Origin of the sequence: Shewanella sp. MM_2022_3, from assembly GCF_022557375.1 — a bacterium.
Classification (GTDB): Bacteria; Pseudomonadota; Gammaproteobacteria; order Enterobacterales; family Shewanellaceae; genus Shewanella; species Shewanella xiamenensis.
Window position 1 is genome coordinate 26,042 of the sequence record NZ_JAKZGV010000008.1, and the last position, 17,421, is coordinate 43,462.

Here is a 17,421-nt window from a genome sequence, read left to right on the forward strand (position 1 = left end):
GTAAAGTAAGCAAAGCGTTTGAATAACGTAAAAAATGTGAAGTTTCGTCTCGTTGGGTTTGACAAGTCCGTGCCAATGCTGAAGATAGGAGTGCCGAGGTGGTGCCACTTTTCTCTGAGCACGAATAAGGAAATAAATTAGATGGTCTCTGTTCGCGAAGCGCACTTTAATGATCCCGATTTTCATCTTGAAGAGTGGGTGGCTCGCTATGTTAGTCATGTCGAGGAGGCGCAAACCTTACTCGCCCTGATTGAGCAGGTCGATGCTTTACCCGCTAAGAGTCCTGCCGCGAAAAGAGAACTGCTCGAACGTGCCCGCGAGATGATTGAAATCCTCGCGCCTCTGAATATGGACATTGAGACGCTGCAAGCGGCCATCCTGTTTGTGGTGTTTGATGCGGGCTTATTAGACGAAGAAGCGATCAAAGAAAAGTTTGGTGAGCCGCTGGCGCGTTTAGTCGCCAGCGTGGTGACCATGGATGCTATTGGCGCGTTAAAAATCAATCCCAATAGCCGCTCAACCGAGCCGCAAATCGACAATATCCGCCGCATGTTGCTGGCGATGGTCGAAGACGTGCGCGCCGTGGTGATAAAACTGGCCGAGCGTGTTTGTTTGCTGCGCGCCGTGAAAAATGCCGACGAAGAAACCCGCGTCTTGCTGGCCCGCGAAATTGCCGATATCTATGCGCCGCTCGCTAACCGTTTGGGGATTGGTCAGTTAAAGTGGGAATTAGAAGATATTTCCTTCCGTTATCTGCATCCAGATACCTACAAGGACATTGCCAAACAGCTTGATGGTAAACGGTTAGACCGCGAAGTCTATATCGAAAAATTTGTTGAACAGTTGCAGCAGCGCCTCGATGAGGATCATATCCGCGCTAAGGTGTATGGTCGTCCAAAACATATCTACAGCATCTGGCGCAAGATGAAGGGCAAACACCTCAAGTTTGATGAGTTGTTTGACGTGCGCGCCGTGCGGATTGTCACAGAGCGTTTGCAGGACTGTTATGGCGCCTTAGGCGTAGTGCACACTCTTTGGCATCATATTCCACGCGAGTTCGACGACTACGTGGCCAACCCTAAACCTAACGGTTATCAATCCATCCATACGGTTGTGGTGGGGCCTGAGGGTAAAACCGTTGAAATTCAAATTCGTACCCAAGATATGCATGAAGATGCAGAGCTTGGGGTTGCCGCGCACTGGAAATACAAAGAGGGTAATCACTCCGGTAAGCAAAGCGGTTACGAAGAAAAAATCAATTGGCTGCGTAAAATTCTGCAATGGCAGGAAGACGTGGTCGAAAGCGGCAACTTGGTCGAAGAAGTCCGCAGCCAAGTGTTTGAAGACCGAGTCTATGTGTTTACCCCAAGCGGTGAAGTGGTCGATTTACCACTCGGCTCAACCGTGCTCGACTTTGCCTACTATATTCACTCGCAGGTCGGCCATAAGTGCATCGGCGCTAAGGTTGATGGCCGCATTGTGCCGTTTACTTATCAGGTTGAAACGGGTGAGCGTATCGAGATCATTACCTCGAAGCACCCTAATCCTAAGCGCGATTGGCTCAATCCAAACTTAGGCTATATCCGCACCTCGCGGGCGCGCTCGAAAATTCAGCATTGGTTTAAGCAGCAGGACCGCGATAAAAACATTATCGCCGGTAAAGAAATGCTCGAAGCCGAGTTGGCGCGAGTGAGCCTTAAAATCAAAGATGCTGCCATCGCCGTTGAGCGTTTTAATATGGCGAGTATGGACGACTTGCTTGCGGCCATCGGCGGCGGGGATGTGCGTTTACATCAGGTTGTTAACCATATCCAAAGTAAGTTACGCCTCGATGAGGCGAGCGAAGAAGATGCAGTTGAAGAATTAGTTAAGAAGAGCCAACCCAAATCTGGTACCAACAGCCGTGGGCAGGTGGAAGTGAATGGCGTGGGTAACTTACTCAGCCATATCGCCCGTTGCTGCCAGCCCGTGCCTGGGGATGAGATTTTAGGCTTTATCACTAAAGGGCGCGGTATTTCGGTGCATCGCTCCGACTGTGAGCAGGTGAAAGAGTTGATGCGCGTTCACCCAGAGCGTGGCGTCGATGTAGTTTGGGGCGAAAATTACTCCGGCGGTTATCGCATGCGCCTGCGCGTCTTGGCACATGATCGCAGCGGCTTATTGCGGGATCTCACCTCAGTACTCGCCGCCGAAAAGTCCAATGTACTCGCCATGAGCTCGTCATCGGATATTAAGAATCAGACGGCAGCCATTGAGCTGGAATTAGAACTTTATAATCTCGATGGCTTATCGCGGGTGTTATCTAAGCTCTCCCAAGTCGATAGCGTGATAGAAGCGCGCAGATTGTAATTCTCGACGCTGTGATGATGCGTTGTAAAAAGCGGTAGGGCATAAAGCGCTACCGCTTTTTTGTATTTGGGAGTTTGTAGGGTAAAAAGTGTTAAAATAGGAGTGCTAATACCTAATACGGCTAAATCACTTATTTGGCCAATTGAAAGCTGCGGAAGATTGATGGATGAGCCATGGCACTTGCTCCCCGACGCGCAGCAAGTCCGTCCTTGGATGCTCGACCGCCCCATCCGTGGGGCGGAGGGGCGTCTCGCTAATCTCCATGGCTCACCTTTTTGGTATCGGCGTAATCTGTCGGTTTGAAAGAAGGTACGTGTCCCGTTTTGGGACAAAAGCTTGCTAGATTTTGTACTCTAACTCATCGGTTTCGAATTAATATTTCTATGGATTAACGCCTCAAACACCAGCCTGGTGAAGACGGCGGCTTTTTGGAATAAAAAGGTGACAGCTTTACTAAGTCCGCGAGCTTTGACTTGTTACGTGTTGACCTTACCAACACCGATTGTTGAAAAATATAAACTTTCTTCATCATTTGGTTCATTTGATTGCCGCCAAAGCCACAGACCAAGACTTGGAACCTCATAGGTATAACCCTCATCTTCTGTTGCAGGCTTGTGACCAGTTGCACTCTCTATTTTTAAAAGTGCCTCAGAAACCTGAAGTTCAAGCATGTTCTCACCAGATAGCGTAGCTTCGAAGCCGCAACAGCGAGATAGCTCGATACTCTCTACTTTTGGAGCTTCACCTTCGTAGAATATTTGAAAGCCCGCCTCATAAAATGAATCAGTTGGATGCTGACTCATTGGTGTTTTCTTAAAGCTATCCGGCTCTAAGCCCATACTGGCAATTGCAGAAATACGATCCATCCCTAGCTTAACAGGGCCGATTCCTACTTTTGGCTGTACTTCAAACTTAAGCTTCATCTAAATTTATCGCTCGGACTCGATGACACGTGACTTCTTAGTATTTATGCGCTGTGCTGTTTGCGGGGCATAAATCGCTTGTTGGACTTGGCCGCAGCCATATCCATGTGAATTGGTATAAATGATGCTATAGGAATTTGCTTTTTTGTGGTAGCGGACTTTATACAGTTTTATGGGTAATCACTTGATATTGTATTAGCTTTCTCATTATTAAATTCTCACGTCAGACAGATTGTTGACCTTGCTTGATAGTATTTCGGCCTCGAACTCAGGCTGATACTCGCGCCACATTTTCTCATTGGTGAAGTTGATAACTGATAAGGGCAGAACTCTTTAGCATTACTAAAATTGGGTTAATTTTTTTGATGTAAGAGTTAACTAAATGCCACTTTACTAACGCACAATTGGGAGAGAAATTTAGTTAACTCTTTCGCCAGTTATCTATTTTATCTATCAATCCAGAGTATCGAACTAAAACAATGTAAATTGACGGTAACACGAAAATAATTACAACACCGAGTTCAATCATTGCCTTTTCCAGCTCTGTGAGTAAAAGTGCTGAAGTTATACTCCTGAGTTCTGTCATAAACAATACCGGTAACACTGCAAGAGGTGTCATTAGCAAACAGTGCATCAATGAAAGAATTTTAGTTTTACTTCTAGCAATGATTTTTATCTGAATACGGCAATGAATCTCTGAGAGTAATGCACTAAACGATGCAAAAATGAATAATATTATTAGAAGATTTATCATGGTTTCCAATGAGAGTCCTACGTTCATTTAAATCGCTACTGATACAATAAGCTACGTTCTAACATTACAATAATTTGGTCAACCAGTTTTAGCTCATTCCGAACTTCAAAAGGCATTTAGCTCGCAATGGGGCATATCCTCTTCATTAAAACCTAATACCAGACTCAAAATAGCACTTTGAGCTTGGCTACTTTATTATTAGCGTTTTATTGCCCTTATTACAGCCTTCGTTGCGACTTAGCTTGAGTGTATTCCTGTTTACGCATCCTGCACCTGTGTCGACTCTCTTGAAAGGATATCAGCATGACCTCCCATACCACGCCTTCTATTTCTGAGCTTTCAGCAACAGCATTTTCTGCAACCGATGTTGCGCCGCTACTGAAGATTATGGAGAAGCTGCGCGATCCGCAAACGGGTTGTCCTTGGGATAAGGCGCAGACCTTTCAAACCATAGTGCCTTTTACCCTCGAAGAGGCCTATGAAGTGGCCGACACGATTGAACGTTTAGCCCTAGACGAATTACCCGATGAACTCGGCGATTTATTATTCCAAGTGGTATTTTATTGCCAGCTAGGTAAAGAGCAGGGCAGGTTCGATTTCAGCACTGTCGTCAATAAAATCACCGACAAACTCACCCGCCGTCATCCCCATGTATTTGGTGAAGCCGCGTTTGAGGCCGATGCCAGTAGTCAGCAGATGAAGGCCAATTGGGAAGCAATCAAAGCCAGCGAGCGTGAACAAAAGGCATTAGCGGCTGGGGTGACTTCACCAAGCGAGGTTTCTGTGCTGGATGATATTCCGCGCGCACAGCCAGCGTTATCCCGTTCTATCAAAATTCAACAGCGGGTCGCGCGCGTTGGGTTCGATTGGCCTGAGCTTGAGCCCGTTGTCGCAAAAATCCATGAGGAAATTGAGGAAGTGCTGGCGGAGGTGAACCAGCCAACGCTCGACCAAGCCAAAGTTCAGGCCGAAATGGGTGACTTATTATTTGCAGTGGTGAATTTGGCGCGTCATTTAAAGGTGGACCCAGAACAAGCGCTGCGCCAAGCCAATGTTAAATTTGAACGCCGTTTTAAAGGTGTAGAGGCATTTGCGAGACAAAATAATAAAGCATTAGAAGAACATAGCTTAGAAGAGTTAGATGCCTACTGGGATAAGGTTAAACAGGGCGAGCCAAGATAAAGGGCAAATTATCCGGATTGGTGTTTGTCGAATGGCAACACCTTTGGTATACTACTGCCCCGTCCTAGTGCTTTCTTACAAGCACGTATTTTCAAACTCATTTTCTCAGGTTCAGCATGACTACAAGGTATATCTTCGTTACTGGTGGTGTGGTTTCATCACTAGGTAAAGGCATTGCAGCCGCTTCATTAGCCGCAATTTTAGAGGCCCGTGGTCTCAATGTAACCATCATGAAACTGGACCCATACATTAACGTTGATCCAGGTACCATGAGCCCAACGCAACATGGTGAAGTGTTTGTGACTGAGGACGGCGCAGAAACAGACCTCGACCTAGGCCACTATGAGCGTTTCATCCGCACTAAGATGAATCGTCGCAACAACTTCACCACAGGCCGTATTTACGAAGAAGTATTACGTAAAGAACGTCGCGGTGACTATTTAGGCGCGACAATTCAGGTGATCCCGCACATCACTAACGCGATCAAAGAAAAAGTATTAGCTGGTGGCGAAGGTCACGATGTGGCTATCGTTGAAATCGGCGGTACTGTGGGTGATATCGAATCACTGCCATTCCTTGAGTCTATTCGCCAATTAGGCGTTGAACTGGGCCGCGATCGTACCCTGTTTATGCATTTAACCTTAGTGCCATTCCTTGGTGCTGCGGGCGAAGTGAAAACGAAACCGACTCAACATTCAGTGAAAGAGTTGCGTTCTATCGGTATTGCACCAGACGTATTGATCTGCCGTGGCGACCGTGCGATTCCTGCCAACGAGCGTGCGAAGATTTCGTTATTCTGTAACGTTGAAGAACGTGCAGTTATTTCATTAAAAGACGTCGACAGCATCTACAAGATCCCTGCGCTGCTGCGCTCACAGGGTTTAGATGACTTAGTGGTTAAGCGTTTTGGCTTAGAATGCCGCGAAGCTGATTTGTCTGAGTGGGAAAACGTCATTTACCAAGAAGCTAATCCAAACGGCGAAGTCGTGATTGGTATGGTGGGTAAATACATCGAACTGCCAGACGCCTATAAATCAGTCAACGAAGCGTTAAAGCACGCAGGTCTGAAAAATCGCGTATCTGTGACTATCAAGTATATCGACTCACAAACCGTAGAAGCCAAAGGCGATGAAGTCTTACAAGGTTTAGACGGTATCTTAGTCCCAGGTGGCTTCGGTGAGCGCGGTGTGGAAGGTAAGATTCAGGCGGCTAAATTTGCCCGTGAAAACAACCTGCCATACTTTGGTATCTGTTTAGGTATGCAAGTGGCACTGATTGAATTTGCCCGTAACGTTGCTGGCATGGCCGATGCTCACTCAACCGAATTCAACAAAGCAACGCCATTCCCAGTGGTTGGCTTAATCACTGAATGGGTTGACGAAGAAGGTAATGTTGAACAGCGCCATGAAGCCTCTGACTTAGGTGGCACTATGCGTTTAGGTGCACAGTTATGTCATCTGCTGGAAGGCTCAAAAGCGGCGCAAGCGTACAAAGGTAACACTTGTGTTGAGCGTCACCGTCACCGTTACGAAGTGAACAATAAGTACAGAGAACGTTTAGAACAAGCGGGTCTGGTATTTAGTGGTTTATCTTCTGACCGTAAACTGGTTGAGATGATTGAGCTCAAAGATCATCCTTGGTTTGTAGCGGGTCAATTCCACCCAGAATTTACTTCGACCCCACGCGATGGTCATCCATTGTTCGAAGGTTTCGTTGCTGCCGCGAGTGCACATCAAAAACGTGATCTGAAGAAATAAATTTTAAGGCCGGACCCGCGACAGTGGGCCCGGCCTTTTGTTACACTCAGGCCGCGTAAACATGAGTCAAAACTCATACCCATGTGTATAAACGACATGCGTCTAGACGGAAATAGTAAACGGAATTTAAAGATTTTGGTCGTACTCTACATCTGTTAATTCCCATTGGTATTGGTTTTTTCTTTTCTCTTTTAAACTTAAATCGAGGGTAATATGGCTAAGATTATTAACGTGATTGGTCGCGAGATTATGGATTCTCGTGGTAACCCAACAGTTGAAGCCGAAGTGCATTTAGAAGGTGGTTTTATCGGTATGGCGGCTGCGCCATCTGGTGCTTCTACCGGTAGCCGCGAAGCACTAGAACTGCGTGATGGCGACAAGAGCCGTTACTTAGGTAAAGGTGTATTAACTGCTGTGGCTAACGTAAACGGTCCTATCCGTGCTGCGTTAATCGGTAAAGATGCGACTGCCCAAGCCGAACTTGATCAAATCATGATCGACTTAGACGGCACTGAAAACAAAGACAAGTTAGGTGCTAACGCGATTCTCGCTGTGTCCTTAGCGGCGGCTAAAGCGGCTGCGGCATTTAAAGGCATGCCTTTATACGCTCACATTGCGGAATTAAACGGCACACCTGGCCAATACGCTATGCCAGTGCCTATGATGAACATCCTCAACGGTGGCGAGCACGCGGATAACAACGTTGATATCCAAGAGTTCATGGTGCAACCTGTTGGCGCGAAAAACTTCCGCGAAGCTTTACGTATGGGCGCTGAGATTTTCCACACCCTGAAAAAAGTACTGCACGGTAAAGGTTTAAGCACTTCTGTGGGTGACGAAGGTGGTTTCGCTCCTAACCTGTCTTCTAACGCCGATGCATTAGCGGTAATCAAAGAAGCCGTTGAATTAGCGGGTTACAAGCTGGGTACTGACGTGACTCTGGCATTAGACTGTGCGGCTTCTGAGTTCTACAAAGACGGTAAATATAACCTGTCTGGCGAAGGCAAAGTATTCGATTCAAACGGTTTCTCTGACTTCCTGAAGTCACTGACTGAACAATATCCAATTGTCTCTATCGAAGACGGTCTGGACGAGTCAGATTGGGATGGTTGGGCATACCAAACTAAGATCATGGGCGACAAGATCCAATTAGTGGGCGACGATTTATTCGTAACCAACACTAAGATTTTAACCCGTGGTATCGAGAACGGCATTGCAAACTCAATCCTGATCAAGTTCAACCAAATCGGTTCATTAACTGAAACCTTAGCGGCTATCCGTATGGCAAAAGCGGCGGGTTACACTGCGGTGATTTCACACCGTAGCGGTGAAACTGAAGACGCTACTATCGCTGATTTAGCGGTAGGTACTGCGGCTGGCCAAATCAAGACCGGTTCACTGTGCCGTTCTGACCGTGTGGCTAAATACAACCAATTGCTACGTATCGAAGAGCAATTAGGTGAAAAAGCACCGTATCGCGGTTTGAAGGAAATCAAAGGTCAGGCGTAATTTAGCCGACCGATGTAAAAAGGCCACCACTTGGTGGCCTTTTTTGTTGTACTATCTGCAGTATCTTTTTTTAATCCAAGACATTGACGCTAATTCCTCCATGAAATTTTTTGTCATTGCACTCATAGTGCTACTCGGTTTACTGCAATATCGGCTGTGGTCGGGCGATAACAGTCTGCCCGAATACTTTGTTCTGCAAAAACAGATTGCGGCTCAGCAAGATGGTAATGCAAAACTCAATGAGCGTAACCAAGTGCTTAAAGAAGAAATTATCGATCTTAAGAGTGGTACCGAAGCGATTGAAGAGCGGGCGCGTAACGAGCTTGGCATGGTGAAAGAGGGCGAAACCTTCTATCGCGTGGTGGGCGGTGACCGTGCAGTATCGAGTCCCTCGCAGTAACGGAGCACAAATGGATATCGTCTTAGAAGCCGCGCCACAGACTGAAACAGAAGTCGCTATTCAGCTGGATCCTTTCTCACCTAATGTGGTTGCGATTGTGCCAGCCGCAGGGATTGGCAGCCGCATGGGCGCGGGTAAACCCAAGCAATATTTAACTTTGTTGGGACAAAGCATTCTGGCTCATACCTTAGACAAGTTATTGTCCCATCCGCAAATTAACCAAGTGATTGTCGCGCTGCATCCTGAGGATACCGAGTTTGCCGCGTTGCCCCAGGCCAAGCATCCCAAGCTGGTGACTGTTATTGGCGGCTCTGAGCGCGCCGACTCAGTGCTGGCGGCACTCGATAAGGCGCCCGACAATGGTTGGGCTTTAGTACACGATGCGGCTAGACCCTGCTTAACGGCGCAAGACATAGATAAATTGCTGGCTTCGCGGGTGCACTTTCCCCAAGGTGCCATTTTGGCGATGCCAGTCCGCGATACCATGAAGCGCGCCAATAGCTTAGGTGAAATCAGCTCGACCGTTTGCCGCGATAATCTCTGGCATGCCTTGACGCCGCAGTTATTCCCAACCTCCTTGTTGCGATTGCATTTAAAAGCAGCGCTTGCCGCAGGGGCCGTTGTGACCGATGAAGCCTCGGCGATGGAATGGGCGGGAATTTCCCCTGGATTAGTCGCTGGGCGGGCGGATAACATTAAAGTTACCCATCCCGATGATTTGGAGTTAGCAGAGCTTTTTTTACTGCGCGCAAATGCTTGAAGGCAAGCTGAGTGAATTGCGCAATTGATTAAATACGTTAGGAAATAAGTCATGAAAATCCGTATCGGCCATGGTTTTGATGTTCATAAATTTGGTGAACCGCGCCCGTTAATTTTATGCGGGGTCGAAGTACCCTACGAAACTGGACTGGTAGCTCATTCCGATGGTGATGTAGTGCTGCATGCCATCTCCGATGCCATTTTAGGGGCGATGGCCCTTGGGGATATAGGTAAACATTTCCCTGATACCGATGCCGCCTATAAGGGCGCCGATAGTCGTGTTTTGCTGCGTCATTGTTATGCCTTAGCGCGGGCGAAGGGATTTGAGCTGGGTAATCTGGATGTCACTATTATTGCCCAGGCGCCTAAGATGGCGCCGCATATCGAGGATATGCGCCACGTGCTGGCAGCCGATCTTAATGCTGATATTGCTGATATCAACGTCAAGGCCACTACCACAGAAAAACTCGGATTTACCGGCCGTAAAGAAGGCATCGCGGTCGAAGCCGTCGTATTACTCAGCCGCCAATAGCCTGCAACTTTAAGAGATAAGAAAGACCCATGAGCGAACTACATTACCTGTACGGCAAACCGACGGGCACCGCAGATTTAAGAACCGTTAACAGCGACTTTATCGTGAAAGAGATTTTGCCTTTTAGCCCTTCGGGCGAGGGCGAACATCATTTAGTCCACATTCGTAAGGATGGATTGAACACGGTACAAGTGGCTGAAATGCTGGCGAAGTTCGCTAAGGTTCATCCCAAAGAAGTGACCTATGCAGGACAAAAAGATAAAAATGCCATCACAGAACAGTGGTTTGGCATTCGTATCCCAGGTAAAGAAACCCCTGCGTGGAGCGAGCTAAACAGCGAGCGTTTAACCATATTATCCAGTAGTCGCCACAGCAAAAAATTACGTATTGGCGCGCTCTTGGGCAACCGTTTTATCCTTACCCTGCGCAATGTCACAAACGTGGAAGACATTATCAGCCGCATCGAGAAAGTCAGCCAAATAGGTGTGCCCAATTATTTTGGTGAGCAGCGTTTTGGGCATGATGGTAAAAACCTGGTGCTTGGTCGGCAAATGCTAGCGGGCAAAAAGGTGAAAGACCGTAATAAACGCAGCATGTATCTGTCTGCGGTGCGCTCCAATCTATTCAATACCGTTGTCTCCTATCGTTTAGCGAATTATGGCACTAAACCCTTAGCGGGGGATTGTGTGATGCTGGCGGGCAGCAAAAGCTTTTTCGTTACGCCTGAATGGGATTTAGTGGTATTAAAACGTTTGATTGAGAAGGATATTCAACTTTCTGCGCCACTCTGGGGCCGCGGAAAAATGCTGCCGCAGGGCGAAGCCGCTGAGGTTGAAACCCAAGCCATGGCTGAGCTGGGCGACGATTGCTACGGCCTTGAGCACGCAGGTCTTGAGCAGGAACGCCGCCCATTGCTACTGGAACCTCAAGGACTTAAATACGAGCAAACCGCAGATGGATTGGTACTTGAGTTTATTTTACCTGCGGGTAGCTTTTCGACATCGCTGTTAAGAGAGCTGGTTGATTATCAAGATGTGAAAGAGCTGCAATGGCAAGCGACAGTTACGCCGGATACGAATGCTCCTGAGGCAAATACTGCAGCTGAAAGCGATGTTGCAGAGGTCAATCTAATCGACAATGGCGAGTCCACTTTATGATCCGCATCCTTGTCAGCAATGATGATGGGGTGAATGCGCCGGGAATAAAAGCCTTAACGGAGGCGCTTGCCGAAATCGCCACTGTGATGACGGTCGCACCTGATCGTAATTGTTCCGGTGCAAGTAACTCTTTAACCTTGACTAATCCATTAAGAATTAATAGGTTAGATAATGGTTATATTTCGGTGTACGGTACACCAACAGATTGCGTCCACTTAGCCATACGGGAGCTCTGTGATGGTGAGCCGGATATGGTGGTATCGGGCATCAATGCTGGCGCGAATATGGGGGATGATACTTTATATTCGGGCACGGTCGCGGCGGCAATGGAAGGGCGTTTTTTAGGCTTTCCCGCAGTAGCGATTTCGCTTAATGGCAAAGCCTTTAAGCATTATCACACTGCCGCCGTTTACGCGCGGCGAATCGTGCAGGGGCTATTAGCGCACCCGATTGCCAGTGATCAGATCCTCAATATCAATGTGCCGGATTTACCGTTGGATGAGATTAAAGGCATAAGAGTGACGCGCCTTGGAGCGCGGCATAAAGCTGAAGGCATTGTGTGTACGCAAGATCCCGCAGGACGAGAAATTTTTTGGCTCGGCCCACCGGGTGTTGAACAAGATGCGAGTGAGGGTACCGATTTCCATGCCATTGCTCATGGTTATGTGTCGATCACTCCGTTAACCGTAGACTTGACCGCGTATAAACAGTTATCGATATTGCAAAATTGGGTAGATAAAATATGACTCGAGTTGCCTTAACATCGGCGGTGAATTTAGCGAAAAAGCTTCAGGATGCAGGGATCCGCAATCCAGCCGTGCTTAAGGCAATATCCTATACCCCACGCGAATTGTTTCTTGATAATGCATTAGCCCATAAAGCCTATGAGAATACAGCCTTACCTATTGGCCAAGGGCAAACCATTTCTCAGCCTTATATCGTCGCGCGAATGACTGAGTTACTGCTTCAACATAAACCACATAAGGTGCTTGAAGTAGGAACGGGCTCAGGTTATCAAGCGGCGATTCTCGCCCAATTAGTACCAGAGCTTTGCACTGTGGAACGTATAAAGACGTTACAGATCCAAGCAAGGCAAAGATTAAAGCGGCTCGATCTGCATAATGTTTCCTTTAAGTATGGCGATGGCTGGCAGGGCTGGCAGAATCGTAGTCCCTATAATGGCATTATGGTCACCGCAGCTGCCGCAAAGGTTCCTGAAGCGTTATTATCCCAGTTAGCCGAAGGCGGTGTATTAATTATCCCCGTGGGTGAAGAAACGCAGCAATTGATGCGGATTACGCGTCACTTGGATAGTTTTAGTTCTGAAGTGATAGAGACAGTCAAATTTGTTCCTTTAGTAAATGGTGAGCTTGCATAGCGCGTTTATCGATTTATAAATTACTAAAACAGTAAGATAGCCCCAAAAAGGAGTTTTTATTGTTGAATGCGGGTTTACTTTTAAACCTCAGTTTACTGTTGTTGCTTGCGGGCTGTAGCTTTCAGGCGAGTCGCCCCGCACCTGTCGAAAGTCTTTCCCACAATTATTCAAAGCACAACAAAGGCAATATTAAATCTAATTCATATAAAGTTAAGAAAGGCGACACTCTTTACTCTATTTCTTGGGCTGTAGGCAAAGATTACGCCGAAATTGCTAAAATTAATCAATTAGATAAATCGTATACCATCTATCCTGGTCAGGTTTTGTATTTAACATATGACCATAATCAAAATAGCAAACCTTCTACGACTTTAGGTGGAATTAATTCGGCAAGTAAAGGTGGGCATCAGCATAATCAAAATAAAAAACAATCAGTTAGTGATGATTTTTCTCAGAATTCTGTATCTAGTGAAACACCGAAAAAAACACTTGATCAGAAAGCAAAGCCTGCGTATTCTGCAACAAGTTCCCAACAAAATATTAACCCTTCAATTATTGCTCCGACATCGACACTACCCGATAGTGTAAGCCAGTGGCAATGGCCTGTAAGAGGTAAATTGATAGGAACATACTCTGCCAATGAGCAGGGAAATAAAGGTATTAAGATCGCAGGAAAACGTGGAGATATCATCAAAGCTGCAGCAGATGGGCGGGTGGTATACGCAGGTAGTGCGCTTAGGGGTTATGGTAATTTAGTCATTATTAAGCATAGTGATGATTACCTTAGTGCTTATGCTCATGCGGATCAGATCTTAGTCGACGAAAAGCAACATGTCCTCGCTGGACAGACGATTGCTAAAATGGGTAGTACAGGTACTAATCAAGTAATGTTACGTTTTGAAATTCGTTACCATGGTCAGTCTGTTAACCCACTCAACTACTTACCTAAGCAATGATTGTTTAGGGCCTTGTTTTGGCATGGAGGATAATAAATTGCAGTAATACAAGCAGTTAAATTAGGTTTGGGAGATTCGATCATGAGCCGCATAAATAGCACTGCCGTAGAAGAACTAGTAGATTTTTCCGTTGATGCCGCAGAGTTTGATCTCGATAAAGAGGATATCGCCGCTGATTTAGTTCAAGAACTAGGACTCGAACAACAGGTTCAAGATGACCTGCAAAAAAATCTTGATGCCACACAACTCTATTTAGGTGAAATAGGGTTTTCCCCACTGCTTAGTGCAGAAGAAGAAGTTTACTTTTCCCGTAAAGCCTTAAAAGGCTGCGAAAAATCCCGTAACCGCATGATCGAAAGCAACCTGCGACTCGTGGTTAAAATTGCCCGTCGTTACAATAATCGTGGTCTTGCGCTGCTGGATTTAATCGAAGAGGGTAATCTTGGTTTGATACGTGCTGTCGAGAAATTCGACCCAGAAAGAGGTTTCCGTTTCTCAACCTATGCGACTTGGTGGATCAGACAAACCATCGAACGTGCAATCATGAACCAAACTCGCACAATTCGCTTGCCTATCCATGTAGTAAAAGAGCTTAACGTATATTTACGTACGGCTCGGGAATTAGCGCAAAAACTTGACCATGAACCTACGGCAGAGGAAATTGCCGAGAAACTGCAAGTATCCAGTGTTGACGTCAGCCGTATGCTGAAGCTCAACGAGAAGATCACTTCTGTCGATATTCCCTTAGGTGGCGATAACGACAAGGCGTTACTCGATGTGCTTGCTGATGACGATAACGTAGGTCCAGACTTTAAAGTACAAGACGAAGACATCTCTAACTCAGTTGTGAAGTGGTTAAATGAACTTAATACCAAGCAAAGAGAAGTGTTAGCGCGACGCTTTGGGTTATTGGGTTACGAGCCATCAACTCTTGAAGATGTTGGCGCTGAAATTGGTCTCACCCGTGAACGTGTGCGCCAAATCCAAGTGGAAGCCTTAAAACGCATGCGCGATTTGCTGGGGGCGCAAGGGCTATCTGTAGAGGCTTTATTTAGAAACTAATGCTTAAGGTTGTTTAATCAACCCATAAAAAACGCCCATTTTGTGGGCGTTTTTATTATTAAGTTACGATGAACAAAGCTATTTAACTCAAGCGTTTAAGCTCATAGAGTAAATCCAGTGCCTGTTTTGGGGTCAGGTTATCTGGATTGATGGCTTTTAACTTGCTTATGGCCGGATTCTCCACTGGCTCCGGCAGGGCTAACAAGGTTTGAATCGGTGCCTTTGTGCCCTCTACTTGATGGTCGCGACTCTCAAGCTGATGTAGTTTATGTTTTGCCGCCTTAATCACCCGAGCTGGCACTCCAGCAAGGGCCGCAACTTGTAAACCGTAACTCTTACTGGCCGCACCTTCTTGCAGCGCATGCATAAAGGCGATGGTATCTTCGTGCTCAATCGCATCGAGGTGCACGTTATAGACCCCAGCCATGAGTTCCGGTAATTGTGTTAACTCGAAATAATGCGTCGCAAACAGCGTCATCGCGCCGACTTGCTGTGCTAAATACTCAGCCGCAGACCAGGCTAATGACAGGCCATCATAGGTCGATGTGCCGCGACCAATTTCATCCATCAAGACTAAACTCTGCGCAGTGGCATTATGGAGAATATTGGCCGTTTCAGTCATTTCCACCATAAAGGTTGAACGGCCTGAGGCGAGATCGTCTGAGGCACCAATACGGGTAAAAATCCGATCGATAGGACCAATGATGGCGCGCTCTGCGGGTACAAAGCTGCCAATGTGTGCCATTAGTGTGATCAGTGCAACTTGACGCATATAGGTCGATTTACCGCCCATATTAGGGCCTGTGACAATCAGCATTCGGCGTTGGTTATGCAGTGTGACAGGGTTGGCGATAAAAGGCGTTTGACTCACACGCTCAACCACAGGGTGACGACCCGCTTCAATTTTTACCCCGATTTCGCTGCTCAGTTCTGGGCAGGTATAGCCTAAGGTTTCGGCACGTTCGGCAAAGTTACTGAGCACATCGAGTTCGGCGGCTGCTCTGGCAAAGGCTTGTAGCTCATGCAATTTGGGGAGGATTAAATCAAACAATTCGTCCCACAGTTGTTTTTCAAGAGCGAGCGCCTTACCTTGGCTCGACAGCACTTTTTCTTCATATTCCTTAAGCTCGGGCGTGATATAACGCTCCATATTCTTAAGGGTTTGACGGCGTTGGTAATTTAATGGCACTTGCTGTGATTGCAGACGGCTGACTTCAATGTAGTAACCATGGACTCGGTTGTAGCCTACCTTCAGCGTAGCAATGCCAGTGCGTTCTTTTTCCCGCGCTTCGAGTTGTACTAGATAATCGCTGGCACCTTCACTTAAGCCACGCCATTCGTCTAATTCGGCATTGTAGCCTTCACGGATTACGCCGCCATCACGGATAAGCATGGGCGGGTTATCGACAATGGCGCGCTCAAGCAGTTGTTGCTCTTCGGGAAACTCGCCTAAGAGTTGGCCTAGTTTCACTGTATGGGGGGCACTTAGCTGCGTGAGTGACTGCTGCAACTGTGGCAATAGATTTAATGCTTGGCGTAGGCGAGCAAAATCCCTTGGACGAGCGGTACGCAGTGCCAGCCTTGCCATGATACGTTCGATATCGCCTAGGGCTTTAAGCTGCTCATGCAATGACTCATGGGCCGTAGTCTTGAGTAATTCATTCACGGCCGTTTGGCGAGCAAAAATCTGGGCATGGTCCCTCAGCGGCTGATGGATCCAGCGTTGCAGCATTCGGCTGCCCATTGCTGTTGCAGTATTGTCGAGCACAGCTGCTAGGGTGTTATCCCGACCACCACTCAAATTTTGTGTCAGCTCGAGGTTGCGGCGCGTTGCCGCATCCAAGACAATCGTATCGGTTTGATTAAAACGGGTAATAGCATTGATATGGGGCAGGGCGGTGCGCTGGGTGTCTTTTACGTACTGCATCAAGCAGCCTGCCGCTTGCAGCGATAGGCGAGCATCGGTTATGCCGAAACCGTGTAAATCCTTAGTGCCAAACTGGGCCAACAGCAGTTTGATACTGGTATCGTAATCAAATTCCCACTCAGGGCGGCGACGTTTGCCTTTAAAATGATGCAATAACTCCAGTGCACCAAAATCTTCGCTATAAAGAATTTCGACCGGATTCGTACGTTGCAACTCGGCTTCGAGGGACTCCTTCGTTTCTAATTCGGCAATCACGAAACGGCCAGAAGACACATCAAGAGTCGCATAGCCAAAGCCCACTTTGCCTTGATAAACCGCGGCCAACAGATTGTCTTGCCGCTCCTGCAATAGCGCTTCATCGGTTAAGGTTCCTGGGGTGACAATGCGTACGACTTTACGCTCAACCGGACCTTTTGAGGTGGCAGGATCGCCAATTTGTTCACAAATCGCAACCGATTGGCCAATTTGAACCAATTTTGCGAGATAGCCTTCAACTGCATGGTAAGGGATACCCGCCATCGGGATCGGGTCGCCACCACTTTTGCCTCGGGCCGTAAGGGAAATGCCCAATAATTCAGAGGCTCGTTTGGCGTCATCATAGAAGAGTTCATAGAAGTCACCCATACGATAAAACAGCAGCATGTCGTGATGCTCTGCTTTCATGGTCAAATATTGACGCATCATCGGGGTATGTTTTTCTAAATCATCGGTATCTATAGGATTCATTAAATCGTTATCGTCCGCTATGCCGGCCCTGAAATAGGGAATAAAGTCAT

Annotated in this window: 15 protein-coding genes; 13 read left to right on the plus strand and 2 right to left on the minus strand. The window is 47.1% G+C overall.

Going from position 1 to position 17,421, the window contains the following annotated elements; genetic code table 11:
- The first annotated feature begins 141 nt into the window (after positions 1-141).
- Entirely contained in the window at positions 142-2,349 is a 2,208-nt protein-coding gene (gene relA / locus MMG82_RS06940) for a GTP diphosphokinase (protein WP_144344788.1), read from the plus strand.
- A 162-nt stretch (positions 2,350-2,511) separates the two neighbouring features.
- The gene (locus MMG82_RS06945) at positions 2,512-2,652 is read left to right on the plus strand and encodes a hypothetical protein (RefSeq protein ID WP_156143152.1); all 141 of its coding nucleotides are present in this window, start codon (positions 2,512-2,514) and stop codon (positions 2,650-2,652) included.
- Between the two features lie 173 nt (positions 2,653-2,825).
- On the opposite strand, the gene MMG82_RS06950 is transcribed toward MMG82_RS06945, so the two are convergent.
- The gene (locus MMG82_RS06950) at positions 2,826-3,272 is read right to left on the minus strand and encodes a hypothetical protein (RefSeq protein WP_047534794.1); all 447 of its coding nucleotides are present in this window, start codon (positions 3,270-3,272) and stop codon (positions 2,826-2,828) included.
- Positions 3,273-4,329: 1,057 nt separating this feature from the next.
- Between MMG82_RS06950 and mazG the strand changes: the two genes are divergently transcribed.
- The 11 genes from mazG to rpoS all read left to right on the plus strand — a co-directional run bounded on the left by mazG (position 4,330) and on the right by rpoS (position 14,718).
- The gene (gene mazG / locus MMG82_RS06955; protein WP_047534796.1) at positions 4,330-5,208 is read left to right on the plus strand and encodes a nucleoside triphosphate pyrophosphohydrolase; all 879 of its coding nucleotides are present in this window, start codon (positions 4,330-4,332) and stop codon (positions 5,206-5,208) included.
- 116 nt (positions 5,209-5,324) lie between these two features.
- Entirely contained in the window at positions 5,325-6,965 is a 1,641-nt protein-coding gene (locus MMG82_RS06960) for a CTP synthase (protein WP_037421150.1), read from the plus strand.
- Between the two features lie 213 nt (positions 6,966-7,178).
- The gene (gene eno / locus MMG82_RS06965) at positions 7,179-8,474 is read left to right on the plus strand and encodes a phosphopyruvate hydratase (protein WP_037421154.1); all 1,296 of its coding nucleotides are present in this window, start codon (positions 7,179-7,181) and stop codon (positions 8,472-8,474) included.
- A 100-nt stretch (positions 8,475-8,574) separates the two neighbouring features.
- The gene (ftsB, locus tag MMG82_RS06970; RefSeq protein ID WP_086023979.1) at positions 8,575-8,874 is read left to right on the plus strand and encodes a cell division protein FtsB; all 300 of its coding nucleotides are present in this window, start codon (positions 8,575-8,577) and stop codon (positions 8,872-8,874) included.
- Positions 8,875-8,884: 10 nt separating this feature from the next.
- Positions 8,885-9,634: a 2-C-methyl-D-erythritol 4-phosphate cytidylyltransferase gene (ispD, locus tag MMG82_RS06975; protein WP_172591540.1), complete on the plus strand. Its 750-nt coding sequence runs from the start codon at positions 8,885-8,887 to the stop codon at positions 9,632-9,634.
- Between the two features lie 51 nt (positions 9,635-9,685).
- On the plus strand, positions 9,686-10,165 hold the full coding sequence (gene ispF, locus MMG82_RS06980; protein ID WP_037421163.1) for a 2-C-methyl-D-erythritol 2,4-cyclodiphosphate synthase: 480 nt from the start codon (positions 9,686-9,688) through the stop codon (positions 10,163-10,165).
- A gap of 29 nt (positions 10,166-10,194) precedes the next feature.
- A complete protein-coding gene (locus tag MMG82_RS06985; protein ID WP_241406668.1) occupies positions 10,195-11,322 on the plus strand; it encodes a tRNA pseudouridine(13) synthase TruD in 1,128 nt (375 codons plus the stop codon).
- Positions 11,319-12,068, plus strand: coding sequence for a 5'/3'-nucleotidase SurE (surE, locus tag MMG82_RS06990; RefSeq protein ID WP_172591538.1), 750 nt, complete (start codon positions 11,319-11,321; stop codon positions 12,066-12,068). Before MMG82_RS06985 ends, surE begins: the two co-directional genes overlap by 4 nt.
- Positions 12,065-12,700: a protein-L-isoaspartate(D-aspartate) O-methyltransferase gene (locus MMG82_RS06995; protein ID WP_055648575.1), complete on the plus strand. Its 636-nt coding sequence runs from the start codon at positions 12,065-12,067 to the stop codon at positions 12,698-12,700. The genes surE and MMG82_RS06995 overlap by 4 nt, the downstream gene beginning before the upstream one ends.
- A 59-nt stretch (positions 12,701-12,759) precedes the next feature.
- The gene (locus MMG82_RS07000; RefSeq protein WP_144376148.1) at positions 12,760-13,656 is read left to right on the plus strand and encodes a peptidoglycan DD-metalloendopeptidase family protein; all 897 of its coding nucleotides are present in this window, start codon (positions 12,760-12,762) and stop codon (positions 13,654-13,656) included.
- A gap of 81 nt (positions 13,657-13,737) precedes the next feature.
- The gene (gene rpoS, locus MMG82_RS07005) at positions 13,738-14,718 is read left to right on the plus strand and encodes an RNA polymerase sigma factor RpoS (protein WP_037421178.1); all 981 of its coding nucleotides are present in this window, start codon (positions 13,738-13,740) and stop codon (positions 14,716-14,718) included.
- Positions 14,719-14,800: 82 nt separating this feature from the next.
- Here rpoS and mutS read toward each other — a convergent pair whose 3' ends face one another.
- Positions 14,801-17,371 (minus strand): DNA mismatch repair protein MutS, encoded by a 2,571-nt coding sequence (gene mutS, locus MMG82_RS07010; protein WP_241406669.1) that lies wholly within the window; start codon positions 17,369-17,371, stop codon positions 14,801-14,803.
- Positions 17,372-17,421 lie beyond the last annotated feature (50 nt).

Bases quoted from the DNA above. Each gene is read 5' to 3' on its own strand.
- relA (WP_144344788.1), top strand. From the start codon at position 142: ATGGTCTCTGTTCGCGAAGCGCACTTTAATGATCCCGATTTTCATCTT.
- MMG82_RS06945 (WP_156143152.1), top strand. From the start codon at position 2,512: ATGGATGAGCCATGGCACTTGCTCCCCGACGCGCAGCAAGTCCGTCCT.
- MMG82_RS06950 (WP_047534794.1), bottom strand. From the start codon at position 3,272: ATGAAGCTTAAGTTTGAAGTACAGCCAAAAGTAGGAATCGGCCCTGTT.
- mazG (WP_047534796.1), top strand. From the start codon at position 4,330: ATGACCTCCCATACCACGCCTTCTATTTCTGAGCTTTCAGCAACAGCA.
- MMG82_RS06960 (WP_037421150.1), top strand. From the start codon at position 5,325: ATGACTACAAGGTATATCTTCGTTACTGGTGGTGTGGTTTCATCACTA.
- eno (WP_037421154.1), top strand. From the start codon at position 7,179: ATGGCTAAGATTATTAACGTGATTGGTCGCGAGATTATGGATTCTCGT.
- ftsB (WP_086023979.1), top strand. From the start codon at position 8,575: ATGAAATTTTTTGTCATTGCACTCATAGTGCTACTCGGTTTACTGCAA.
- ispD (WP_172591540.1), top strand. From the start codon at position 8,885: ATGGATATCGTCTTAGAAGCCGCGCCACAGACTGAAACAGAAGTCGCT.
- ispF (WP_037421163.1), top strand. From the start codon at position 9,686: ATGAAAATCCGTATCGGCCATGGTTTTGATGTTCATAAATTTGGTGAA.
- MMG82_RS06985 (WP_241406668.1), top strand. From the start codon at position 10,195: ATGAGCGAACTACATTACCTGTACGGCAAACCGACGGGCACCGCAGAT.
- surE (WP_172591538.1), top strand. From the start codon at position 11,319: ATGATCCGCATCCTTGTCAGCAATGATGATGGGGTGAATGCGCCGGGA.
- MMG82_RS06995 (WP_055648575.1), top strand. From the start codon at position 12,065: ATGACTCGAGTTGCCTTAACATCGGCGGTGAATTTAGCGAAAAAGCTT.
- rpoS (WP_037421178.1), top strand. From the start codon at position 13,738: ATGAGCCGCATAAATAGCACTGCCGTAGAAGAACTAGTAGATTTTTCC.
- mutS (WP_241406669.1), bottom strand. From the start codon at position 17,371: ATGAATCCTATAGATACCGATGATTTAGAAAAACATACCCCGATGATG.